This window comes from Pseudovibrio sp. Ad13 (assembly GCF_001623225.1).
Lineage (GTDB): Bacteria > Pseudomonadota > Alphaproteobacteria > Rhizobiales > Stappiaceae > Pseudovibrio.
The window spans coordinates 23,879-50,707 of record NZ_LMCC01000006.1; the positions used below are offsets into that span (position 1 = coordinate 23,879).

A 26,829-nucleotide genomic window follows, 5' to 3' on the forward strand; every position below is an offset into this window, starting at 1 on the left:
CAACCGCTAGCACAAAGGCTTGAACAACCGGGCGAGACTTCGCATCGTCATACGCGACGGCGGGAAAAGATCATGGGCCATTTTAAGTCTGCACGGCAAGCACAGAGATTTCTATCCGCGCACATCAGGTTGCTGCTATTTTCCCTCTGAAACGCCACCGCCTTTCAGCCAACTCACAGCCATGTACGCGCTGGTGCATTCAGTCTATGGAACGGTTACATAGCAGAATTACGCCCACAAACAGAGCCGCGGGAAGCCTCCTCAAGGTCAAGCTAAACAAACTAACAAAGCCGTTAACAACAATTAGCGATGATGACCGTTCTCAGCATAAGCTGGTCGAAGCAACCGGAAGAAGAGAGTTATACATTCTCTAGCTGTTGGAATGTAAACAAACAGTGGCTCCCAACTTTATTGCATTTTATGAAGCCTTTGGAGTTTGTCCTGGTTACATCATCTCCAGCGAAACAGTATTTCCTGAGATTGAGGAGACCGCCGAGATCTTGTCGTCCCTCAACACCGATAACAAGGCTATCTTGCTCAGAGTGGCGAAAGGCTTTGCACAAAACTGAACTAAGTCCAACTAAGGAGGCCTTATTTTCATCCTCCATCCTCCATCCTCCATCCTCCATCCTCAGCCTAGAGACACCGACTTACAGTTGAAACTTCGCTCTAGTTGGGAATGCCTCAGCCTCGTACGAATGTCCGTAACATGGTCTTCAGTTCTAAGCTGCAATAGCGAAGGTCTGAGACCTTATGGTTCTCGAATGCACTTTATGATTGATGCATCTGAAGCGCCTAAACATGGCATCTGGATCACACTAAAGCAGTGATGGTAGGTTGTGACTTTATTGGATTATGAATGTTGATTTTCGTGAGTTTCCGAAAGAAATCTAGCAACATCAATAAATTAAAACGGAACCAGAATGTTCAGTTTACCGCCATACGCTTCGAAGTCTGAGACACCTATTCCGTCGTAAAATCCTTCGCCTCGGATGGATATGTTGCCATAGGGGATGAAGATGTCCGCACCAGCTTCTATGCGGGCGCGAATATCCTCTGTTGAGGAGGAGAGAACGGCGTCGGTTGGGATATCGTTTTTTAGCTTATCAAAATCATATATCCCTGAGAAAGACAGGAAAGGCGCAAAAATGAGGCCTGTTTCGCTCTGATAATCCAGTGAGGCTTGGGGGCCAAACTCCAGACGCCCCAGATTGAAATCTTGGGAAGGGATCACATTCGCCAGACTATCAGTGTAACTCTCCTGTTTCTCATAGAAGTAGGTGAGGCGCGCAAAGGGATTTAGGGTGATCAGACCCACTTGAAAATCACCTGTCACAGCGCCCTGCAAGAGAAAGCGCTGTGTATCAAATCCATCCGTGAATAGGCCAAGCGCATTCACATCATTGCTTGAGCGGCCATAGGTTATGCGGGCATCAACGAACACATTATTGTGCAGTTGAGCCACGCCGTAGGGGCCAAACATCCAGCCAACCCCACTGGCAGAGGTTTTGGCCGTGTTGTTATCCTGATCAGAAATGTCTAGCTGAGCCATAACGCCAAGCAGCGCGGAGTTTTGGAAGCGATAATCAACACCTGCAAATATCAGGGCGTTCTCGCTCTCAAAATCCTGATTGTTCACTTTGGCATAAACACCTTGTACCCAAAAATCAAAACCAGACTGCGCGAACTCGCCGCCGTCTTCAGCCCATCTAGCCTCGTCGCCGGTTCCAAGCCCCTCTTCCATTGAGCGAAAAGGCTGTTTGAAGTTGTGACTCAGCGGTTTCGAGCTATCTGCAAAGAGCGCGTTATAACTATCATCAATTCGAGATGTGATGGCATCAGCGGCGGGGACGCCCATTTTGTTCATGCGGCTTTGGAACGCCATGTAGCTGAACTGGAAGGAGCCGGAAATGTTGTTTTCAGAAACGTCATAAAAGAAGCTGTTCAAATCACGCTGTTGCCCATAACTGCCGTTTTTCAAGCGGGCAACGATGCTGGGCTGTTCAGCAACGATGCTGTCTATCCGATTGGCGACAAAGGCAGCTATGACTGTTTTTGTGCGCTGAATGTCTTCCTCTGAACTGCGGGTGTTGGAGAGCGAGAAACTGAGCACAGAAAATCCGGAGGTGCTGGCCGTTACCGCATATGTCTCAAAGGCATTGGAACTCAGCTGGGGGGAGGCAACATTGTTTGCCGTTAAAGCCGAGCTGGTGGCCTTGCCGTTTGAATCCGTTGTAATTGTCTCAGTGTTCGTGCCACTGGACTGGAATGTAACAGATGCCCCGGATGTGGGGGCTGCAAAGTCTATTGAAACCCCCTGAACGCCATTGCCATTGGTATCCACCAGTCTGACAACGAGCCTGTCCTCATAGTCCTGCCCTGTATGCACCGATTGCGGTGTTCCAGAGACCACGCTGAAGCCCGTTGCTGCGCCCGCCAGATTGACCAAATTAAACTCCGCAGGATCAGCCGCTCCATCCACACTGGCGGAGACGATAAAAGAACCGGAGACAGTATTGCTGATCACGCTCAACGTGGCCACACCAGACCCGTTTGTTGTTGCAAACTGGGAAGTGGTATCAAGGCTTGCTCCCGACGAGGGAGCAGTGTAGGTGATGGTTTCTCCCGCTAACGCTGCCCCGTTTGCATCTTCCACCGTCACTTCAAGCGCATTGGAAAAGCCGGTTGTTACAGTGGTTGATTGACTGTCTCCACTTGTGACTACGATAGTTTTGGACCCCGCCGTACCACTGACCACCACAGTAAACGAGCTTTCATCACTGTCGTTGCTCGCAAGAAAGAACGTGAACCCAAACGCCCTTGCGCTTGTGGGGGTGTAATTGACGGTCAGCGTGGTTGTGCCTCCGCTTGCAGCGACGCTGTCGCTTGCAAGCAAAAAACTATCCACGGTCGCCTCTGAGGTGCTGGTGACATTTATTCCCGTGACCGGCGTGGTGAGCGTCAGCGTGCCTGTTCCACTGTTGGTGATGGTATAGGTGATGGATGAGGCAACACCGACGGTTTTTGTGGCTGGGATGGTGTCCGTTCCGCCGCTGGAAATAATGCCACTTTCTGATGAGGAGGCCGCAATTTCCGGCGAGCCGCTGCCCGTTCCGCTTATTGTCAGATCGAAAGGGTTTTCATCGCCATCATCATTGACAAAGGAGATGTCAAAGCTGAAGGCACCGGCCAGCGTTGGCGTGTAGGTGACTGTTAGGGTCGTGGAGTTGCCGGGGGTGACTGTTGTGTTGCCAAAGCTGTGGGTGTCGACGCTCACATTGCTGGCACTGTCATCGGAGATGGTTCCCAGTGTCAGATCGTCCGTGCCTGTGTTTTGGACTGTGTAGACCCGTGAGGTCTGTGCGCCCGCTGTGGATGTGCCCACACTATCCGTTCCCCCATCTACCACAGCTGATCCACCTTGAATGGAAACAGCAATTTCCGGCGCACCGCTGCCCGTTCCGCTTACTGTCAGATCAAAGGGGTTCTCGTCGCCATCATCATTGACAAAGGAGATGTCAAAGCTGAAGGCACCGTCGAGCGTTGGCGTGTAAGTGACTGAAAGAGTCGTAGAGTTGCCGGGAGTGACTGTGGTGCTGGCAAAATTGTGGGAGTCAACGCTTACATTGCTTGCGCTGTCATCAGAGATCGTTCCAAGCGTCAGGTCGCCCGTGCCTGCGTTTTGGACTGTGTAGACCCGTGAGGTCTGTGCGCCCGCTGTAGATGTGCCCACACTGTCCGTGCCTCCATCTGCCACAGCTGATCCGCCTTGAACGGAAACGGCAATTTCCGGGGTTCCTGAAGCGTTGCCGCTCACCGTAAAGTCATAGGGGTTCTCATTGCCATCATCATTGACAAACGAGATATCAAAGCTGAATGTCCCGGCCAGTGTTGGTGTGTAATTGACGGTCAGGGTTGTGGAGTTGCCCGCAGAAACTGTTGTGCTGCCAAAACTATGGGAATCGACGCTTACATTGCTGGCGCTGTCGTCAGAAATGGTGCCGAGCGTCAGATCATCGGTGCCATTGTTGGTGATGGTGTAGGTGCGCGTTGATTGGACAAGGGCGGTCGCGGAGCTAACACTGTCGGTGCCTCCATCAGCGACAGCAGACCCGCCTTGAACAGCCACATCAATTTCCGGCACTCCAGAGGCGGTGCCGCTTACCGTAATATTGAAAGGGTTTTCATCACTATCATTGTTGACAAAGGAGATGTCGAAGCTGAACGATCCTGTCAGGGTTGGGCTATAATTGATCGTCAAGGTCGTGTTGTCACCCGGTGTCAGCGATGTGGAGCCGAAACTGGTGGAATCGACACTCACATTGCTCTCATTATCCGATGAAAGACTGCCAAGGGTCAGTGTGTCTGTACCTTGTGCCAGCACTGTGAATGAAACAGTGTGCTGGCTTGCAGCTGATTGCGTTCCAACGCTTTCCGAGCCCCCATCCGCAATGGCGTTACTATCAGAATCCTCCAGAGCGATTTCAGCAGCTCCTGTCGCAGTCCCCTCTAATGCGATTGAATAGGGGTTCTCATTGCCGTCATCATTGACAAAGGACAGATCAAAGCTGAAGTCTCCGGCAAGGGTGGGCGTATAGATGACCGTAAGCGTTGTGGAGTTGCTGGGGGTTATTGTCGTGCTGCCAAAACTTGTAGAGTCTACCGAAACATTGGTGAGGTTGCTCTCTGAAATGGTTCCAAGCGTCAGATCGTCAGTACCATTGTTTTTGACCGTGTAAATGCGCGAGTTCTGAGCACTTGCTGCTTTCGTCCCCACATCATCAGTCCCGCCACTTGCAACAGCAGGCCCGCCTTGAATGTTCACATCCAACTCCGGCGCACCTGTTGCTGTGCCACTCGCTGTGAAGTTATAGGGACTTTCATCATCGTCGTTGTTCACAAAGGACAAAGTGAAATCAAAGTCACCGGCAAATGTCGGCGTATAATTTACGGTCAGGGTTGTGAAGTTGCCGGATAGGACCGTTGTTGAGCCAAAACTGTGTGAATCGACAGTCACATTGGTGGGCGAGCTGTCGCTGATGGTTCCAAGCGTTAAGTCAGCCGTTCCACTGTTGGTTACAGTGTATATCCGCGTGTGCTGCGTTGCTGCAGCTACTGAGCCAACATCATCTGCTCCCCCGTCTGCAACGGCTGATCCGCCCTGCACGGAGACGTCTGCTTCTGGGCTGGTAGCCGCGCCAACAACAAAATCTTCAATCTCAAGGTCAGTATTTCCGCCCCCAGCGTTCACAACTTTGAAGCTAAATGCGTCTCCACTATCATAGGTGCCACTCACCTCAACAGTACAGCCTGATGCACACGTAATTTCTTTACCATCTGGGATGTCCGAGATGGAAATGGAGGCATTGGGCGTGACTGTCAGGCTGGTGACGCCGGTTCCGTTAGAAGGGCGGTTTGGAAAGCCGAAAATTCTAAACATATCACTGTTATTGAAGTGGTTTTCGACTGAAACTGGAGCTGAAAAATCAAAAGAGCTGCCGCAGGTTTCATCAGCAAGCCGGGCATAAACCCTCTCACCCTCTGCCATTTTGGGGCAGGTAATCGGTCCCGCTCTGACAGGATCAGCAAAGCAGGCAAGCAGAATAAGAAGAGCCCCAAAGAATAGCAGTATACTGAGGCCAGTTTTGGGAATTATGCACTTCACGTGAGGCATCGGATCCTCAAAAACTGAATAGATTGAGCAGTAAAGGTACCCGGTTAAACAAGAGTGCAGCAATAACACCCAATACGATTTTCTTATTTGACTACTACTGAAAAATCACACCCGAATCTAAGTAAGTATAGGACGATGAATTAAAGAGCAGGAGATAATTTTATCTAGTATTCATCTCACGTTTTATTCGTAGCTAATCAGATTATATTTATGCAGTTGAAAGATGCTGACAGGTAAACACCTACTTAGGTGAATTGTATAATTGTATAATTGTATCAATTGACTGTCTGGCATTTAGACTCAAGAGGGCCAGTCTGCGGAGGGAATAATTGAGAGTGAAGTGCATGAAAACCATTAGAATTACGATGTTTATATGTCCGTCTACACTAGAAAATAGAACGGTATGGGCAATAACTACAGATATCACCCGATGATTGTACTGAGTTGGATTTCCAGTTGAAAGACCAATAGGAGTTCTCATGGCAGAGCCCTTCCTTGCTGAGATTAGGATAATCGGTTTCACTTTTGCGCCCAGGGGGTGGGCATTTTGCAATGGTCAGATCTTGCCCATCACGCAAAATCAGTCTCTTTATGCGCTGCTGGGCACTAACTATGGCGGTGATGGGCGAACGTCTTTTGCCCTGCCAGATCTCAGATCTCGCAGTCCGCTCCATAAAGGGGAAGGCCACCAACTTGGCCAGAAAGGCGGATATGAGCGCGTTACGCTTTCCGTGGCCCAGCTGGCAAGTCACAAGCACGCTCTGACAGCTACGGATAACCCTGCTGATAGCTTTGGCCCCGGAGCGTTAAGTGACCATTATCTGGCGAAAGATGCTGTTGGGTTGAATTCTTTTGTCGAAATGGATACCGCCTCACTCGTCACTATGAATGCAACTTCCATAAGCAATGCCGGGGGCGGTCAGGGGCATGACAATATGCAGCCTTCATTGGCGCTGAACTATTGCATAGCTCTTAAGGGGATTTTCCCCTCCCGCAATTAAGGAGCCTCATTATGTCAGAACCATTTGTGGGTGAAATCAAAATGTTTGCGGGAAACTTTGCACCCCGCGGTTGGGCATTCTGTGATGGCCAGTTACTGGCTGTCAGTCAAAATGATGCTCTCTTTTCTTTATTTGGGACAATTTATGGCGGCGATGGTCGGATCACTTTTGGCCTCCCTGACCTTAGGGGCCGACTACCAATGCACGCAGGTCAGGGATCCGGGCTTTCAAATCGCCGGCTAGGAACCAAATTTGGTTCAGAGAACGTGACACTGATGAGGGGTCAAATTCCCACGCATTCCCACAGTTTCCATGCAAGCAATGCGGAGGCGACCAGTCCGTCGCCGCAGAGCCGGTTGCTCGGAAAGCAGATGTTCAATGTGTTCAACACGAGTGCGACCAACACAAATATGGGGCCGTCTTCCATCGGAATGACGGGTGGAACAGGTTCGCACACAAACTTAATGCCTGCCTTGTGTATCAATTTCATCGTAGCACTTGTCGGCATTTATCCAAGCAGACAATAGGAGCGCCTTATGGCAGAACCGTTTCTTGCTGAAATTAAAATTTTTGCGGGCGACTTCGCGCCGCGCTCTTGGGCGTTTTGTGATGGCCAGTTGTTGCCAATCCCTCAGAATACGGCGCTGTTCTCACTCATAGGCACTACCTATGGGGGCGATGGCAGAACCACTACCGCATTGCCAAACCTGCAAGGACGCGTACCGATGCACCCGGGGCGAGGTCCGGGGTTAACTACCAGGATGCTGGGGCAAAGGACTGGGATTGGCGCTGTTGCGCTTTATGAGGCGCAAATTCCTGCACATACCCACATGCTGCGCGCTTCCTCAAGTCTGGGCACGATCGGTGAACCGCAACCCGAAGCATCGCTTGCTACCTCATCCGGCGGGCCGCCATTTTATTACAAAAATAAAAATGCGACACCACTAACACTCTCTGTAAACATGGAAAGTGCGGCCATAGGGACTACGGGGGGCGGACAGCCGCATGACAATATGCAGCCGTACCTGACCCTAAACTACATTATCGCACTGCAAGGGGTTTTCCCTTCCAGAAGCTAGGCAAAATTTCACCGCAATCCTGTCCCGGCCAACAGAAGGTGGGTATCATGTCACTTCAAGAATTCAGCCCCGATGAATTTTCAATTTTCAAGAGCAATCATCCCGGTGTTTATCGGGTGTTTGTCGGTGGTATCACAGCAGAAGGGAGATTGGTTTACAATGAGCAAACATCAGAAAACAGCGGGTTTTCTGATGAGTTCAAGACACTGACTGATTTGACCTATTCTCCAGCCGGTTTTCAGGCATTCACAACACGCGACGGATATGTTGCGTTGCTGGCGCAGCAAAATACCGCTGCAGAGCTGCTTTATATCACCGAGGACCAGCGCGAGGAGAGGTCACACAGGTGGGCAAGGCCAACCCAGCTAGGCATGCCTTCAGGTCTGTCAAAGTTTACTGCAACCGCCGTGCATCACGGTCTCAACGGTCTCATTAACGTGTTTGGTTCAGCTGCAGGTGATGATTCTAAAACATGGTGGAAGTTTCAAAACCCGAACCAGATTAAGACCAGGGAAGAAAAGGTTATCCCCCCGGGCTCCACCGAGCCCATTGCTGTGCGGGTTGAGGTTGCAGAGCCGCCGGACATCACCTGGTCTGATTGGCATGCCCTCCCCAAAGCCATGGTAGAGATGAGTACTTCAAGTCTAACCGAAAGAAAAATACTGCTCGCAGGTCTTGATATGGAAGGTCAGGCCTATATCTGCGCGCAAAAGGGCAAAGACCCGTTTGCAGTGGAAGACTGGGGAGAGTGGCATAACCTGCAAGACGGCCTTGGCCCGTTTCAACAAATGGAAGTTGCGGCCAACACGGAGGGCCTGTTGTTTCTGTTTGCCCGCTGCGAGAACAACATCTACATGAAGCAGCAAAGCAGACTTGGCCAATGCGAATTCATGCCGTGGGTCTTGTTCGCTTCCTTCAAGGCAAACCTGTCAACTCTGGCTTTGGGAACCTACAAAAATGGCGGTCTTTATGTGGTGGCACAGGTGGGAGACAGAGGTGAAGGCCCTCTGTTCGCCACCCACCAAACGGGTGAGCTACTGAACCGCTGGTCTCCCCTAACTCTGATCGCCGCAAGTAGGAACAGCTCTCAACTGGTCCTTCAGCCCGGTGCAAACACTGATTTGAACTTATTTGCTCTCAGCACAGACAGTCAATCCCTTGCCTACACACGACAAATTACCGAGGACTTTTGGCAGGCAAGCTGGACGCAACTGGCCAGTAATATTGAGAGTTTTGCCCTCACCATAGACGTCACACCCTAAGTTTGCTCGGGCTGGTGTGTGCAGGTGCCTTGGCACATTCCATCTTAAAGGAGGGGTAAAAACACCCTTCCTGCGTTTGGGACAGTGATAGTCTGCGGGAGGAAAGATTGAATGCTGCCAATACGTTTTGCAAAAAATCGCGAGGTTTCATTCCGTGATGAAAGGCCTGCTGATCAGCTCATTTTGAGAAAGCTTTACAGAACAACACGCGAGAATGAACTTGCCCAAACCGGCTGGCGTGAAGAGGATAAGCAAGCCTTTGTTGAGATGCAGTTTAAGGCGCAGCAGACCCACTATCGCAAGCACTACCCAGAGGCGCAATGGCTTGTCGTGGAGCTGGAAGGGGTGGCAATCGGGCGGCTGTATATTGAGGACTGGGAGTGCGAAATTCGCATTATCGACATCGCAATTGTGCCTGAGATTCGCGGGCAAGGTATTGGTTCGGCACTTATTCGCCAGATTCTAAGGCAGGGTGACCGACAGGTTAAAAAGGTCGGTATTCATGTTGAGAAAAATAACCCAGCAATGTCTCTTTACAAGAGATTGGGATTTGCCTTGTGCGAGGATAAGGGCGTTTACGATCTTCTGAAATGGGCACCCACCCGCTCGGAAGTATCTAACCCAATCCTTGCGAGCTATTGTGAGACACACAGCAAAGGGTAAGTTGCTATTGCTATGTGATTGTGCCCAAAGCAGTTCGTAACTAAGAGGATATGGATAAGCTGTTTAGCTCTCTATTTTTACATTTGTTTGTCTGACAACGAGACTTACTTTCCGCAAAGCTGCCTTAGGTAAAGATCGCCTCATATTGGTAGCCTGCCTCGGTTTTGCCAATGGGGACGATGAAATAAGGGCGCGCGCCAAGTTCTGCGTGATCAAGCGTATACGTTGCCTGCGAGAGAGCTGGTGTGAGCGGACCTTGCCACAAAAGTGAGAAGCCATTCTCGTTCAATCCGCCTGATTTTAGCTTGGTGGCCTCCAACAATTCCAACTCGATAGGATCCTCCAACTGACTGATATGAAATGATTTTGTACGGATATCCTGAAAATCCTGTAGTGACATCACATCTGCACCCATAACAAGCTCCCGAAAACAACCTTTTAAACAATGCCAGATGGTAACACTTGCTGGCCTGCGCATTCAAATCAAAATATGATAGTGCCCGCTCGGGATTGCCAGGTTATCTGAGATAGGTTGGCTAAGTACTCATATAGCTGACTTTATGTAATCATTTCAGCTATATAGCCATCCCAAAAGCCCAAAGGCATCGGATCTTACATAACGATAAGAGTGAGAGGAAAGTTTGTAACGATTGGGACGGAAGATGATGTTGGTCTGGTCATGGTTGGAGAGGGATCGCTGCGCATACCGGAGTGAATTGAAACGCCCTTTTCTTTTCTCCAACTTTTTTATCGTTCCGTGAGAGTTTTCGATGCAACCGTTTAAGCCCATGCGAGTCCAGTAATCGGCACCAGAGACCAGAGTTTTGATCGGTTTGATGTAACTGCGCAGCTTGGCTATCACGACAACCCTTGGTTCGCCGAATTGCTTGACAAGTTTATTGAAAAAACGTTTGGCCGCCTTGGTGTTCCGACACTGTTGGACAACAATGTCACGGATGTCACCATCGACACCAATTGCGCGCCAGAGCCAGTATTTCACTCCGTTTATGGCGATCACAACTTTGTCCAAGTGCCATTTATTGTTTGGCTTCGGAGGATCCTTGCGGATGCAATATGCAAAATGAGTCCCGAAACGGCTGACCCAAAGTCGTATAGTTTCCCGGATCACAATGATATTACGCTCGGCGAGAAGATCTTCAACGTTAGCATTGCTCATTGAAAATCGGTAATACGCCCATACGGCATAGGCGAAAACTTCACGAGGAAAACGAAAGCTTTTCAGACAAGCAAATAATCGTGGCATCTTCATGAATTTGGACTGTTAAATTTGATTTTCTAGTGATGCTATATGGCATGCAGCAGCGCAGGTGGTGCATGAATCATCCATCCCATCCGCAAATGGTCACGCCGCTACGCGTCAGGAATGGCTAGAAGTTCGGTGCCAATGTATGGACCGCCTGCGTTTCGCAAGAGAGTTTTTACTTGGAAGCTTGAAGTCGCTACTATGTATCCGATCTACTAATCGGCGTGGGCCGTGCCCTCGATGGTAATACGCACGTACCTACAGTCTAATTAGCGGACAGGTTACTTAGCACCATTATGGCCCTCTGACTTTGAGTACGTTCTTTCTTCCGTTCCATGCTTATGCTCTGTCGCAAACTTTTAAGGAGATTCTGGTTAGATCGCCTCCATGTCAGCTGTATGGCTGTCAAACTCCGTGCAATTGTACAATACGCTCCAGGCGATCCTTGCCAGCTTATTGGCCAGGGCGACGGCCAATTTATTCTTATGCATTCGCTTGGATGCCCGCTCCAGCCAATCTCCAAAGCTCAAGTTTTGCCAAAGTTTCGGGCGCATCATCAAAACGTGTGCCGCTTGAACCAACAACATGCATAAATAGCGATTTCCGGCTTTCGATATTTTGCCGAGGATGGGCTTGTCTCCTGTGCTGTACTGGCGAGGGACCAGACCCAACCAGGCACCAAGGTCTCGTCCGCGTTCAAAAGCAGATCCGTTGCCGATGGCGGCCACCAGCGCGGTGGAGATGATGGGTCCGATGCCGGGGAGACTCATCAGCAGTTGGCAGCCACCGTCATATTTGCTGATCTGTTAAATCTCGGTACTAGTCGCATCGATGCGTTCGTCTAACCACAGCCAGTCTTCATAAAGGCCGATCAGGATGTCGTGCATGAGCGAAGAAATCTCATTGTCGAGAATGGCGAACAGAGAATTTCTCAAGCTGCTGCTGCCCGCGCGCACCGCAATTCCTTGCTCTAACAGGAAGGCCTGGATCTGGTTGATGGTGGCGGTACGACGCGAGACCAATAGGGACCGAACTCGATGCAGGGCCTGCAGATCAAGTTGATCCTGGCTCTTTTCCTGAACGTAATTCAAGTTAGGCCGCAGCTTCAGCATCGTTGTAATCGTTCTTCTGGCCTTTGACAAAGGGTTTGGTGTATTTGGCGGCGATGATACGCGGATCGAACCCCAGTTTGCGCAATGTTCGGCTAACAAAATGTGCACTCATGCACGCTTCCATGCCCACAATACAGCGCGGCAACCTCTCGAACGTATCCACGAGGGACAGACGCCTGATCTTTTTTTGAAAAGCGTAGCTACCATCGTCATTGAACCCAACGATGTACAATGTGTCTTTGCCAATATCGATGCCGACTGTGAGAAGTTTTGTGGTCATGGGACTGCTCCGGTTTGATAAGAACAGGATCACTAAAGAGCCTGCGTCTTGGGGGAGCAGGCGGTCCATTCCATTATCAGATATACGAATGCTTCCATCAAGAGTTGAAGCTGTTCGCAAAGCAGATACACTGTGAGAACGATCTTTCATGGATGTATTTGACTACTATGCAAGACGTAAAGTTAGTTCCTGTGCTTGCACCACCTGCCGCAGTATTTCTAAACTCAAGCACCTTTGTACTTGCATTTCCAGATGAGGCTGATATTCGGAAATGCTGCGTTCCAGCGGACGATTTTTTTAAGACGAAGAATCGAACCAGTATGTAGGACCACAAAATGGAATTCCCTAGCTCAGCACTTCCACAACATCGTAGCTTTATTTCACAGGCCATTCTCAAGTTCAAAAGCGACAATCGCATTGTAGGCTTGGCATGTTCTGGCTCATACAGCGATAACACCCTAGATGAGTATAGCGATTTAGATTTTGTCGTCGCCGTCGACCCTCTCCATTACGAAGAAGTATTCACAAAGCGATTTGAAATGATCGCCGAGCTCGGCGACCTTGTGTCTGCCTTCTCAGGAGATCATGTCGGAGAACCTAGACTTGTAATTGCACTTTATGGCCCAGATGGACTGCATATCGATTTTAAGTTTGCCAAAGTGAACGATATCTCCGACCGCGTGGATGAGCCAACAATTTTGTGGGAACGAACCGACCAACTCTCCGAGGCTTGGGCTAAGGGACATGGTGCCTACCCTAGGCTTGATGAGCAGTGGGTCGAAGACAGATTCTGGACTTGGATGCATTATTGTGCGGGAAAAATTTGTCGAGGCGAGTACTTTGAAGCCTTGGATTTCCTAAGCTTCATACGAGTGCAAGTTCTTGGGCCATTAGCTTTGCAACAGGCTGGCTACGAGCCAAGAGGAGTAAGGAAAATTGAATTCTTACTACCCAAGTTTGCTATGCAGCTTCTTTCAACCGTATGCCAACCTGAAAAGGAACAACTGAAGCTTGCCGCTGCAAATGCTGTCTCTATCTACATAGACATGAGAAGTTCGAAAGTTTCAACGCAAGACAGAGCAAAACAAATTGTATTGGCCGCCCTACAAAACATCTAGGCTTGCAGATTTTTAATGCGTTAAACTGATCAGAAATTGGATCAACTTTATTCTACGGAAGGTAATTCTAAACAATGCCTTCCGTTCCCTGCCGCAAGCTACGGGAACGTTGGGGATGTTTGGGTGAATAGCAGGTTTACCCGCAAAGGCACGTATCGCAATCTCAACAGACCGGCGTCTACAGGCGTAAGTTGGGTGAGATTGCTCCGAGGTTGAAGTCGAGCATTGACTAGGGCTGCCTAAGTTTTGCCAAATGTCGCACTGGTCACACAGCAACATGTCTGTAATCAGGGTCAAAACCGGACATTTGCGTACTTCCATCAACAATTGATATAGTCTGATTGCTAGCCTTTATCTTTCTTCCATCGCGCGCTTAAGGAGATTAATCAGCAGCTGAAATCTCGCTTTGCTGGAATCCTTTAGATGGTCGAGAGTATCAACATTTTTGCTGCTGACATATATTGGGCTTTATGTCCAAGTGAGGCCATGATTGTATATCGATACAACTATATTTGGTTTTACTACATAATTCACTAACTAATAAAGTATTGCAATCATTACTTAACGGCTTCTCTATCCATATCAACAATCTAACTCAATGCCCAAGAAATATAACGTGATGTCGGGAATGAGTGTTGTTGGCGTTGGGTCGCTTTGTAATCACGGGGGGAGATTTCGAACTCTTCGCGGAAGGCCCTTGAGAAGTGGTTCGCGCTTTTAAAACCGCAGGCAGCTGCTACTTTCTGGATCTTAATCGTTGGATCGCTTGCAATGAGTTGTTTGGATTTGGAAAGCCTGAGACCTTTTAAGTTTTGCATGACACCGCCATGCTCTTCAAACAGGCGATAGGCTGAGGCACGGGACAGCCTGATTGCTTCGACTAAACTGTCGCTGGTCGCAGCAGAGTTCGCTATTTGTGCAACAAGAAGCTGTTGTGCTTGCCGAAATTGTAGGAATTTTCGGTTCTCAGTTGTCAGACGATGATCCTTATCACGTGTAGACCCAACTATGCTGCCGACGAGATCAACAACACAACTGAGTAGCCGAGAAGAAATCTTCTGATCAAACGTCAATGCATTGACACGCAGCTCTTCAATTATGCTGGACAGAATCGAAAACTCAGCGCGACTTCGCGAAATCTTAAAACTAGGGTAGCTTACTTCCGTATCAAGAAATTGAGAGAAGACATCTCTTCTAAGCACAAGTGTTGTGAGTTCGTAATCATTGTGAATAACAGAAAACGGAACCGTCATATTATGGAAAATTAAATCTCCTGAGTTTACCTGCTCAGTGTTTCTGAATGAATGGATCTTGGTGGTTTTTGCTTTTCGGAACTGCTGGAAATAAAAGAAATCCAAATTATCCTGGCCAACGCGTAATGCATCGCGCTTGAAGTCGTGAGAGCTGGCACGGATATCTCCTAAGACAGCTCCTTCGAACAACGTAGCTGAAACATTTGCTTTGAAATTTACAGGATTTTTGCCCGAGGAACGACAAAACACAGCACCTGCAATTTTGTCGCTGAACTCTTCCCAGTGGTTCCAGCCTATGCTTTGAGGAGTGCTATGCGAGAGCAAACGAAATGGTGTTTGCATTTTTTCAATCACGACATTTAATCCGAAAAACGATAATTCTATCAATTGGTAGGAATAATTTTCAAACCCAGAAAATCATATGGGTCATTACTATCGCGAAATTTTCCGATTAATCAAATTTTAATTTAATTTATCGGAAAATTTATCTCTATGTCGTGTTTGTTTTCTTCAACAAAGGGGCTCTGAATACTTCAGGTTACAGAGCTGCAAAACTCACTTTTCAACTACATCAGAGCTTTGCAATCAGGTTTACGAAAACGCCGGAGTTACGATAATCCAAATCTGTCAGATCTTCGGAGACTTGCCCCCATTCGTAACCGACCCCCAACTTTAAATTCTCACCTATGTGTCGATATGCACCAAACAGTGCGCCTGTAGCGACTGTCTCAGTTTCAACGCCATACATAACTCGGGCTTCAAGCATTGCGTCCCAGTTCTTCACCAGATGCCAGTTGAGACGTGCGATCCCCAAATGCGCAGAGGAAGCGTCGAAATCATTTGTTCCTCTTTGAGCAACTTCAGAAATACGGTAGCCATACTTGCCACCAAGAGTAAGGCTTGAGGTTAAGTCATAGTCAAGATCGACTGAAACCACGTGACTACGCTGTGCGTCTCCCTCATCAGAGCCATTAAAGGTAACTTGGTCTGCTCCCGGCAAGTCATGAAGGTAGGAATACTTGAACAGTAAATTGAATTGCTCGCTCAGCGTTGGGCGTATAGCGTATCCCAGTGTCCCTTTAACGTATTCTCCGTCACGAATGCTATCCCCCCGACTTCCAGAGATTAATGCGTTGAGATTTCCAAGCAAACGCGCATTTACATTTTTGCTGTAGCCAAAACCTGCTTTGACAGCATAGGTGTCCGCCTCTTCATCCCGGTCGTCACCGCGATCTCGCCGATATTCAAACCGGGCATTAGAACTGAACTGTTTCTCTTCCTTGTAAGAAGCCCCCAAAGAGAATGCATCTCGATCAATATCACCGTTGTGCTTATCGCGGACTACACCGCTTTCAACGGTCCCGCTCACACTCCAAAGTGCTGTCGGCTTGTAGGTTACACCAGTAGTACGGGTTGAAGCATAACGCTCACCAAACAAGTCAAAAGTTGTCTCACCATAAGAACTGAGCTTCTCCGAGTGCTTGGTTTTGGAACCAACAACAATCTTTCCATTATCACGTCCGTGGAGATCATAACCATCGAGGCTACGCGTTGGATCCAGCGTGTAACCAACATAAATCTCTTGGTCCTTAGTGGGCGCATAGGTCAATCGGGATGTTGCTCCCAGACCAGTCGTTCCATCTGAGAGCTCTGCTGCAACTGTCAGTTTTTCGCTGATTTGCCACTCTGCACCTGCGCCAACGCGGTCATCACGCGACAAACCACCGCTTTGGTGCACAGTTGCTTGTCCTAACAACCAGGTTTTGAATGTTTCTGTTGGTTGATAGGTCAGTCGACCATTTGCGTCTGTGCGTTTGCCTGTTGCATCCTCGTCTCCAATGCTTTTCTTGTTTTGATATTCAATTCCAGCATCAACAGACCAACGCGCGCTCATTTCATGCGAGACAACAAGTTTACCACTTCGCTTGTAGTCACCCCGATGTTCCTGGAAGTTTTCTGCAGCAGCACTCAGTTTACTGCTCTCACTCAGTTCAACAGATAGCTTCCCGCCAATCAAAACCTGATCTTTGGTAATGCTCTTATTCAACGTCGTGAAACCTGCCTCAATACGCTCAAAGTAAAGATCTAACGCCCCTTTTTGTTTCAGGTTCAAGTCTACAAAGTCTATTTGACTATCAATACGATAAGCGTTTGCTTGATCTCCATTAGCAGCAACCTCATCTGCAAGTGTCAATCCGCCATCCGACGAGACGGTTCGACCAAATCCAGGTCCTTCTGTTTGCGCGACTTCAGCCTCGATAAAACTGCGTGGCGCAAACTCGAATCGCAGATCCGTGCTGACCATTTTCTGATCAGCAGTGCCAGTGCTCTCTTTCATTCCTGTTACACCGAATCGCAGTTGATCGGTCAACCAAGCCTCTGCCCGACCTCCTAGAGAGAAGCCGTCAATATCACCGGTTGTTGGAGTATATTCATATTGCACGACCAGATTTACGTCGTAATCACCACCTGCGGATGGAATAAGATTTCCCACTGATGAAGCTGAGCTCAATGGTTCAGAAAGTGTGATTACACCTTGCAGGTAATCCAGCTGGTAATCTTCACCAACCTGCAACGCCTTTGTTGCAATGACACGACTGGTATCGGGATCAACCACTTCAATTATGACGGTTTCTGATTGCCCATTCACATCCTGACGAGAGAGGAAGTAAACAGAGCCACCAGTTCCTCTCAGAATATCCGTCTGTGGCAGAGTTTCTGGTTGCGCAGCATAAGTGACGACATTCAGTCGGGACTTACCGTTTTGGGTGCGGGCAGGCAAAGCGGTTCTAATCTCTGCACCATAGAGACTTCTGGTATTGGAAAGTAGTCCACCGCTCGATACATCAGTTTTAAAGTCTCCCCAAAGTGCACGCGTATCGCCTCTTTCAGCCCGCAAATACACTCTGCCCGAGGTCGGTGTATCGTCATAGCTGCTGCTATCATCACCATAGGTCGGATATAAGTCATCATCTGAAAGGCGATCCAGCACAGATGTTGGATTTTTTTTATCCAATTGCTGGAAGATTTCCTCAATATCACCTTCGCCAGTATCAGCTGATGACGTGATTGACCAACCGCTTTGTGTCTTACCAGAGACATAATAAGCAACACGACCATCTATATAGTTTCGTTCGAAATCAGGTGTGTTGCTTGATTGCTGATCCTCAATCCGATGTCCTGCGGTAATATCAAGAATTCCAACGTAGTGCCACTGAGATGCAGGGATCTCAATGGGACGGATCAATGACTCTCGTTTCCCTTGAGAGCTGTAGCCCACTTCAACCAAAGCTGTGCCAGCTGGAAGGTTTCTTGTAACAGAGAAGGCGCCATTCTCACTGGCAGGCACACTTTCATTCGTTACAGTTACTGGCTCACCAGCATCAGCAGTTCCAAAAACGGTTACGACGCCACCCTGAAGAGGTATGTACCTTTGTCGGATGGTTCCATCACGTTTGCTCTCAGAAGGCACATTAGTTGTTTTAAGCGCAGTTTCAGGTTCAAAAACTGAGTGCGCATAGCTTTCGTCATATCGCCCCTTCTCGTCATAAACTCGCAGAACGTAACGCAGAGCATCCTTTCTGGCGATGGGAGGCTTCCACCTGACAGTACCATTGACCGGTGCCGGAACAATCTCGAGCAACTTGTTTTGACGCGACGTACTTTCAAATATGCGAATTTCAGCTCTGTTTATGAAAGCGGGATAATTAGCCGAAGTAGAGAAGACGACTGTCTCTCCTGCATGGTTCTCATTGTGCTTACTCTGCACCTTGGCACCGAGTGTCCGAACAGGATTAATACCTTCGAATTTCACCTGAATTCGTGCCGGAACTCCAACTGTTTGAAGATCAATCTCACGATCATTTTTTTTGTTTGGTTTCGGCTCTTCTGCTCCCGCCATAGAAATTGAAAAGCCTTGGGCTGACAGATCATCGTCCAGTGCATTTTGCGCAAAAGCTGCATTACTAAGAAGTGTTGCTACAGCTATAACCGACACAGATTGAATTAGTTTTGGCACTCTTGTGCCTTGATTTACAATTCTCATATCGGCCGCCATCAATTGCTTTTTTGGGAAAGTGATTGTTCAAAGGTCGGGGTCTCTTCACCGCGTTCCGTCCAAAGGTCGGACAGATAAGCCTCTACGCGGTTTAAATGAGCAAGAGCCTCAACAGTTTCCCGAGAGTCCTTCTTTTCCGACAGAAAATAAGTGAGTTCAAAATGTACAGGCCCGTAAGCCAAGTTTTCGGCCAATCCACTTAAAGCTTTCTTGAGTAGATTAGATGGTTTCCCGTTGATGAAACCATCGGCATTCAATCCAATTTTGCTCACAGGAGCGCGTGTTGCACCAAAATTCAGCTCTGTCATCTTACCGGGTGTCAGACGTACAACTCGCGGGTTTTCAGTCGTGACGCGATAGCCGGCAGGAAGTGTTCGTGTGTCCAGCTTCAAGATGAAGTTTGAACCACGATCTTTCGGGAGCATAGCGCAGGCCACGTGGAAGCGACCGTGCTCATCTGTCGTAATGACGGTTCCATCAACTCCCGTGACTTTTACTGCAGGTATCCCGTACTCAATGACATCATCTTGAGGTGGGTTCTGATATCCGTCGCGGTTTATGTCATCAAACACTTTGCCGTAGACATCACCGCAGTCAAACACATGCTCTGGAAGGATTGAGACTGTTGCCTCTGCCTGCCTTCCAAGAAGCTCACCAGTCTGAGAGTTTCTTAATCGCCCAACATTTGTATGATCTCCCACATCAGCAGTTACGAGAACTCGGGCAGATAACGTGGCAACAACCGTCGCTTTAGGCGAAACCTTAAAGCCTGAGAAAGTCACGATCCGACCTTCAACATCAGGAAATGCCTTGACCCCATCCAGTTTCGCTGAACCTTCCACAAACACGAAGTCCGCAGGCAAAATATCAACCAAGTCTATCGGTCCTGCCGAAACCGGCAGATGGTTGATGATTTTCAAGGTGTAAGGAACAACAGCTCCACGCATGACCACATTGCTGGATGTGGTTTTGCTCAGGCTCAGACCACTCTCATCAACAACGGGTGCAAGCAGGAGCTGAGTTGGGTCATCAACGATGTTTCCATCAACGTCATCTCCATCATCAGACAGGTCATCTATATGAGCTGGTGTGCCTGCTCCTGCTGGATATACCGGTAGTCCTGTCGCGAGTACCTGATAAGAAACGCCACCTTCATCAATCGCAAGAACCGTCAGATCATACGTCGCTTTGTAGGTTGCAATCTCCCCACGCTGCAAAACACCTACTGCCGAACCGAGCGATGCGTTTTCAAAGGTTGGCCCACTATCAAGCAGCAGTACATCTTCATTCTCGAGCGTTTTAAACGTGTCAGAAAACGAAAGGTTGCGTACTTCTGTATTTCCCTTGTTCTCAATGGTTACGGTGTAATGAACCGTATCGCCAAGACCATCAAAACCATCGCCATCGTCAATTAGTTCATGGGTTACAGTCGCTTCAATTGCATCAATTGGTGCTTGAATAACAGTCTCTGTCGCTTCTGCGCATACAGTCGGATTATCCTTTCGGCAGATACGGTAAGTGAGTTGATATGTTCCAGCCGCACTGCCTGATGCCAATTTAATGGTGGCGTTACTTGTATCGAGAGTGAGTTCTGCTGCCTTGCTAACAATGCTCAAGTTCGCATTGGTCAAAGTTGCAGGATCGGTCCCGATCAGGTCAGAAGCTAGAACACTTGAGGTTGTTCCACCATCAGTCGTAAACGACCATGGAACTTCTGAGTTTGCTTCAATAAAGACAATGCTAGTCGTCTTGGTATCGGTATCGTCAACCGTTAACACCGGGCTGCCATAACTGCCTGTTGTCGTCGCAGAGTTTGTAACTGACTGTGCTGCAACATCTGCATTCGTCAGCAAGTATTCGCCTCTAAAGCTACCTGTATCTGTCTGCAAAGGAGCGAGAGTGATCGGGCCTCCAGTCAGAGCAACCCCAGTTAGTGCATTGGAGATAGTAACGTTTGTGAGTGTTACACTCCCCTTGTTTGTCACTGCGTAGTGGTAGACAAGCTTCTCACCTGCTTTTGCAATGCTCTGTGTTAACTCAGAGGTATCAGCTGTTAGGACAAGGTCAATTTCTGGTGCGATGTACAACGGAGTTTCAACCGGGCCATCATTAGTGTAGGCGGTTCCCACGACATCTGTCACACTCGGTGCAGTCACTGCCTCAGCTTCGACTTGTGCAGTGTTTATGATTTTAAGGGCATCCAGATCGCTTTGTGTGACCGGGTAACTTGCGGTGAATGCAGAAAGGACTTCTGCACCAGGTTGAATTTCTAAAATTGCAACTGAGCTCAGACCTTCAACATTAGATCGAGTGTCCGTCACACGGACATTTTTCAAAATCACGTTTCCAGTGTTTTTGATGTTGTAAGTGTAGAGTACTTTATCTCCCACCTCAGTTGGGTTCTTAATCAAGCCGGCATCAGGAACCGCAACTAACGCGACTTCAGGTCTGCGCGTTAAAGGTGTCGTCAATGGCGTGTTATTTGAAACAGCTGTACCTGATACATCATCAAGAGTGAAACCGTAGACATCAGTCGCCGTTACACTCGATGAATGAACCACTTCTCCTGCTTCGATATCATCCTGCGTCAATGTGTAGACGCCTGTGTATCCCGAGTTTATCGCGCTATCACCCGGTAATTTTTGAGCCAGAGGTGAACCAGTTAAAATCAGACCGGTTTTACTGTCTACAATCGCAATGTTCTGAAGGCTGATATTACCTTTTGAACTGGAGCTAGATCCCTTTCTGGAATAAATTTCATACTCGTACGTTATAGTATCACCAACTTTTGCCACTTCGGTGCCGGTGTTCCAACTTGGTGTCGCCGACATAATCAAAGCAAGCTTTGAGCGATAACTCGGAGCAACAGGAGTAGGGTCTTTTTCGGTGTCTTCCGTCGGGTTGTTGTCACTATCTGGATCAGGATTGCTACCGTTATCACTTAAATCCGTGAGCAAGTTGTAGGTTGTATCAATCTGATCAGAGAACTGACCTTCTGCAGCAACCGTTGCTTGTAGTTGATATGGATTGGGATAGGATGATGGTCCTGGCCGTATAGGTTGAACTCTCACCTGAACTTCCACGTCGCAACGGGCCTTTGCTCCTATTGCAATGCCACTGAGAACAGATGCATCACCCTGACCATTGTAAGCGGCATTATATCCACCACAACCGCTCGCTGAACTTGAGGAAACGAGACTATCTTGCGGTGCTGCAGTAATTGTAAAACTGCCCGCCGCAAGTGTGTCTGTTAGTGGAGCTCCCAGAACAGTATGGTTTCCAAATCGTGGCTCTACACCGTTGAGAGGCAATGAAATGCTAACATTTTCAATAGGTTCATCACTAAAATTCTCCAACCGCATGACAAGTCGAGTTACGAAAGAGCCATCTTCTCTTATTTGAGGATAGGATGTCGAATACTCGTCCAGTGCGATACCAATACGGGCCTGCGGCAAGACCGAGAAATTGTAGTTTACCGCTTTGGAGTCTTTCGCCAGTTTGATCACTGAGAGTTCGCGAACTCCTGATGCAATCCCGTTGTCGGCAGGTATAGATGTATGTACTGGAGTACTGGTACCATTTTCCTGCACTTCCCCGACAAAGGAAAGCTTATCAAGCAGGAACTTGCTTCCGGAAACATCTTGCCTGCTTACAGCGTATGTCCCTCGTTGAAGATGACTAAACGTGTAATCACCATTCGCATCGGTCGTTATCGTCTTTGATACAGCTTCGCCGTCAAATGCGGTGCCGGACAAAGTAATCGTGATACCACCAGCACCTTTATCATTTACGTTGCGAGGATCTGGGTCATCAAAGTTGTCTCCATCATCCCCAAAGTCCATGAAGACATTGCCTGAAATTGATGAGCCAACAACGATAACATTGCCTGTTTTTGTGTTGTTGTTGTTGTCGACATCGCGAGAACTTGTCTCGAGCTTAGCGGTGTTAGTCAACGTCTTTGGGAAGGATGAAATGTTATCAGCGTAGACTGGGAAAGTAATCGCGATTTCAGATCCTTTTTGAACGGTGCCCAACGAACATTCAAAGGATCTGGCATTCGAGGCCACTACACAGCTATTGTTGCTTGCAGTCCCGGAGGTAACAGAGATGATAGGGGTAACAGCGTTGCCACCCACAAAGTACATATTAGATGGAAGTGTATCTTTGATCACTACATCATCGGCTTCCTGAAATTGGGCTGCCGAGGCAAACTTCATGATAATCGTATAATCAAACGGTTCGCGTAGATCTACTTTCGCAAGACTTGGAGTTTTACTGAACACTTCACCATCAACACGGGTGCGCACAGTTGTTGTTTCATCTTCTGTATTGTTACCTGCAAGCCGATCAACCCCATTTGAAATAGCAGTTGATGAAAGTGTTGCAGTACTGGACGTTTGCCCTTTTGAAACCGCTTCTGCCGTAATCTTGAGAAGCTTTGTCTCTCCGCTATTGATACGCTCGAATGTACAAATCAAATTTTGCCCTTTGGAGCCGATGGCAGGTGGCGTCGGGCAGGATGCGCCGTCTGGATCAACTGCTTGATAGGTCAAATGATCCGCTGGAAGCGCATAAGTTATTGTCACATTTTCAGCAAAGGACGGACCGGCATTGCGAACAGTTACATCAAAGTGCATTGTACTACCGATGTCGATCGGATCGACGTCATCCTGACTGTTTACAATCAGATCAAAGTCAGGATTGGCTTTCTGCGTAGTCGTCAAAGAAGTCTCGTCATTGGCTGAATCCAGGTCCAGAGTACTGGTCGTCACCAAAGCAGATGTTACGAGGCTGAAGTCGGAAGTTTTTTCGATTGTCTCAAAGTAGACATTTATGGTCTCAGTTGCTCCTGCTGGAATAGTTCCAAGATCACACACCAGCTGATCATTACTTCCCGCCAAGATCAATTCATCGGCTGCAGGCGCTGTGCTGCACGTTGCACCAGATACACGTTTGAAAAGCACGCCAGCAGGGAGTGTTTGAGTGACAATGGAGTGGTCTGCTGCGTTTAAGTACCTGCTGGAGGTCGGATTCCTAACGCTGACTTGATAAAAATACTCACGCCCGGCAATCGGCGATGAGGCAGATGCTGTAATACCAACCTCAATATCAGTACGCTCAAGCGTTGTGTAATTTACACTCGCGTCTTGATTGTTTGGTACAGTATCTGGAACATCGCGTCCCACAGCACTGACATTATTACTAAGTGTATTTGGGGATGCAGATGGCCCGTCACCTGGCAATATTTTTACTGTAATTACAGGACAATCTGCGCCAGCTGTACACTGAGCCAAGCTTTCAATGGTACACGTAAGTCGCTGAGAACGTGTGCCCGTACTTGTAAGACTACAGTCAGCATCATCAAAGCCTGTAGCATGAGGACCGCTTGTAACAACAAAGCTTTGAAGGCCATCTCCCGAATTTCCAACACCACTATTCAAGAGGTGGGTGAAAGTATCGGTAACAAGTATATTTTTGGATGTACCACTTCCGTTATTGATAACTTCCAGCACAACTGTCTGCTCATCTCCGGTCGCTACCGGATTAACTAGAACGCGAGTATCGACGGTTATGTCAGCAGTGTTAGGGACTATGTAGCTTGCTACTGTAACATCATCAGTGTCATCACCGTCCGGCCAGGTTTGAGCGTGAGCAGATGCGGTATTAGTGATGTCACCTTCCTGCGTAAATCTCACATCCAACGTCAGAGTTGGTGCGGATCCTCCTTTGGGAAGAGGCGCTCCAGAATAATCTATAGAACACGTCAGGTTTGGAGCATTTAGCGGCGCAGATGGAGAGGCCGCAGGTGAGCATGTCCAATCTGAACCTGTGTAACCACGATACTCCACACCTGCAGGTAGGCTATCTGTAACGATAATCTTGTCTTCGAAGACTTCCCCAACGGTATAATCAGCATTTTCAATGAACTCGATATTACCAGTGTTCCTAACAGATATGCTGTAAGTGTAATCCAGCTCATTACCCGGCTGGCTGACCACGACATGGTCATTCGCAGCAAGCACACCGCTGTTATCTGAGGCAGATTTTCTGATTGACAGTGAAACATTGGGCCGCTGCAAGTCTTGGCGAATGCTGGCTGTGTTGTTCGTCGTGTCTAAATCTGCTGGGCCGCTTGAGGTGATTGTTACGCTGGTGTCAACATCCTCTTGGATCCTATATGTCAGCGCGGAAGGATCATCGAGTACTTCAAGATCAAACACGACTGAGCCCAAATCAATGTTCGTTACACTGCTCGACAAACCTAGGTGAGGTCTCTGACAAGCAAACTCCCTGCCAGATAACGAGCAAGCCCAACCTCCCGTTGGGCTGGTCCAGCCTGTGCCTGAGATCCCATAGCCTTCTGGAATAACGGTTCGAATTTCGAGGCCTTCTGGACTATCCCCCTTGTAAGCAGAGGTGATTGTTAATTCATTGGTACGGCCCAATACAGCTGTGCCATTTGCAGAGGCAGATACAGAAACGTCTGTTCCCAATGAGACGGCAGTCGTTGTAGAAGCAGTATTGTTGCCATCAACAACATCTTCATCTCGTGGCGCTTCAACAGTACCAGAAATTGTAATACTCGGCTCTGAACCAGCAGGACCGTCGGCTTGAGTCACAATCCCAGTAAACACGGCCGTATGTTTGGAAGGATCTGGGTCACTTTCGGTACTGGGAACAATATTGCTATAAAATGTACAACTATATCTGTCCGCCACGAGACCGCAGCCGGATGGCAAACTCGTGAAATGTAAACCGTTTACAATTGGAACAGCGAGTTCCCATTTATTCGCTGCATCAGGCCCTCTGTTGGTCGTTGTAAAGGTATAACTTACTTCGGTTGTCGATGCGGCTGAAGCTGGCCCGCTCACAGAGAGTGCCAAATCGGTTTGGTCTGGTTCATCAGGGACGACAATTCCGGGCCCCGCCGCGATTGTTGTCGGCTCCGAATGAGAGTTGTTATCTACAACAGGGTCATTGACGGTAGGAATTTCAGAATAAAAATTGATGATACGTGACGAGCTATACGCCTCATTGGCACGCATTGTGGCAGTAAATGAGTTGCTTTCAAAAGCCACCAGAGAGGGCACAGTACAGGAAACAACATTCGGTCCATCAACCGGCAATGTACTCCCGCAGATTAACCCCGAGACTTCCACAAGTTGTATCGCCGTCGGAACTGTGAGATTAATTTGCGTAACAGGTGCCGCTCTGTTTTCGCTGTCAGTCGGCTCATTTGTGACGGTTATTTCGTATGAAAAGTAGTCGCCGGCTTTCGGTGTACTTCCTCCGGCAGACTCTGCATTGTCCTTAACGTTCAGAACCCAGTCATAAGTGTCCATTGGCGCCGCCTGAACAGATATACCGCTCAATAGCAAAGCTGCCGAAAAAAGCTGAAATAATGGAACAAAGCACTTCAAATAGCCGTAATGAGCAATTCTCACGAGAAATATCTCTTCCTAGAGTTACATTCATTTTGGCTAAAATTGTATGTTGTAAATTATTACAATTAAACAATGAGTTAGTGAGATTAACCACTTGAGACAAGTCGTTAACTATGAAGGCTTTGCAATGACCGAATTTGAGACATATCGACAAATGCAATGTGGATATTAAGTTTTGATTTTGGGAGGTAGGCCTGATGTTAACTAGTGGTTAGAGGGCATTAGATGCTGAAAGCAAATGCAGAGTTATCCCACTTCCCCTTCCAACGTGGTAGGCCGCTAATGGTTTAGATCTGCTAGCTCGAGATACATTAGCTTTGGTTTATCAAGGCCTAGAAAAAGGCAAGGCTCTCGAAGCTTAATGGATAGGAGATTGTTAACTGCACTTATAAGCCGATACACATCTAGAGATGCTGACCTCAGGTAGTTCATTACAGCCAAAACACCAAGGACTTCAGACGCATAATATTAGCGAGTATTTTGGCAACTGGTATGCAGAAAATCTGCTCGTCTCTTGCAGCCCTGAGATCGTTTAACTTGCTATAGCCAAATTTCAGACGACACAGATCGACACTATCAACTTAAGGTTTATCAATGTCATTGATCAGACCATCTAAACTT

At 48.1% G+C, this 26,829-nt stretch carries 11 protein-coding genes and 2 pseudogenes; 6 read left to right on the top strand and 7 right to left on the bottom strand.

The features are described from left to right. Positions 1-907: 907 nt before the first annotated feature. Positions 908-5,674 (bottom strand): choice-of-anchor D domain-containing protein, encoded by a 4,767-nt coding sequence (locus tag PsAD13_RS09580; protein WP_084404687.1) that lies wholly within the window; start codon positions 5,672-5,674, stop codon positions 908-910. 479 nt (positions 5,675-6,153) lie between these two features. Between PsAD13_RS09580 and PsAD13_RS09585 the strand changes: the two genes are divergently transcribed. From PsAD13_RS09585 to PsAD13_RS09605, 5 genes are all read left to right on the top strand, one after another. After that, positions 6,154-6,675: a tail fiber protein gene (locus PsAD13_RS09585; protein WP_063317988.1), complete on the top strand. Its 522-nt coding sequence runs from the start codon at positions 6,154-6,156 to the stop codon at positions 6,673-6,675. 11 nt (positions 6,676-6,686) lie between these two features. Continuing rightward, positions 6,687-7,202, top strand: coding sequence for a tail fiber protein (locus tag PsAD13_RS09590; protein WP_063317989.1), 516 nt, complete (start codon positions 6,687-6,689; stop codon positions 7,200-7,202). A 9-nt stretch (positions 7,203-7,211) separates the two neighbouring features. Next, positions 7,212-7,754, top strand: a complete 543-nt coding sequence (locus PsAD13_RS09595; RefSeq protein WP_063317990.1) for a tail fiber protein — start codon at positions 7,212-7,214, stop codon at positions 7,752-7,754. A 47-nt stretch (positions 7,755-7,801) separates the two neighbouring features. Beyond that, complete coding sequence (locus tag PsAD13_RS09600; RefSeq protein WP_063317991.1) at positions 7,802-9,016, top strand: hypothetical protein; 1,215 nt, start codon at positions 7,802-7,804, stop codon at positions 9,014-9,016. Between the two features lie 111 nt (positions 9,017-9,127). Continuing rightward, entirely contained in the window at positions 9,128-9,679 is a 552-nt protein-coding gene (locus tag PsAD13_RS09605) for a GNAT family N-acetyltransferase (RefSeq protein WP_063317992.1), read from the top strand. A gap of 124 nt (positions 9,680-9,803) precedes the next feature. On the opposite strand, the gene PsAD13_RS09610 is transcribed toward PsAD13_RS09605, so the two are convergent. From PsAD13_RS09610 to PsAD13_RS09620, 3 genes and pseudogenes are all read right to left on the bottom strand, one after another. Then, positions 9,804-10,094: a hypothetical protein gene (locus tag PsAD13_RS09610; protein ID WP_063317993.1), complete on the bottom strand. Its 291-nt coding sequence runs from the start codon at positions 10,092-10,094 to the stop codon at positions 9,804-9,806. 143 nt (positions 10,095-10,237) lie between these two features. Further along, positions 10,238-10,949: pseudogene (locus PsAD13_RS09615) on the bottom strand (IS6 family transposase). A gap of 368 nt (positions 10,950-11,317) precedes the next feature. Then, positions 11,318-12,335: pseudogene (locus PsAD13_RS09620) on the bottom strand (IS110 family transposase). 335 nt (positions 12,336-12,670) lie between these two features. On the opposite strand from PsAD13_RS09620, the gene PsAD13_RS09625 reads away from it, so the two are divergent. Continuing rightward, a complete protein-coding gene (locus PsAD13_RS09625; protein WP_063317995.1) occupies positions 12,671-13,453 on the top strand; it encodes a nucleotidyltransferase domain-containing protein in 783 nt (260 codons plus the stop codon). Positions 13,454-14,043: 590 nt separating this feature from the next. Here the strand turns inward: PsAD13_RS09625 and PsAD13_RS09630 are convergent. The 3 genes from PsAD13_RS09630 to PsAD13_RS09640 all read right to left on the bottom strand — a co-directional run bounded on the left by PsAD13_RS09630 (position 14,044) and on the right by PsAD13_RS09640 (position 26,106). Beyond that, a complete protein-coding gene (locus PsAD13_RS09630; protein WP_153040868.1) occupies positions 14,044-15,060 on the bottom strand; it encodes a helix-turn-helix domain-containing protein in 1,017 nt (338 codons plus the stop codon). 217 nt (positions 15,061-15,277) lie between these two features. Continuing rightward, on the bottom strand, positions 15,278-18,751 hold the full coding sequence (locus PsAD13_RS09635; RefSeq protein ID WP_153040869.1) for a hypothetical protein: 3,474 nt from the start codon (positions 18,749-18,751) through the stop codon (positions 15,278-15,280). Between the two features lie 11 nt (positions 18,752-18,762). Then, positions 18,763-26,106, bottom strand: coding sequence for an SdrD B-like domain-containing protein (locus PsAD13_RS09640; RefSeq protein ID WP_063317998.1), 7,344 nt, complete (start codon positions 26,104-26,106; stop codon positions 18,763-18,765). Between the last annotated feature and the right edge of the window lie 723 nt (positions 26,107-26,829).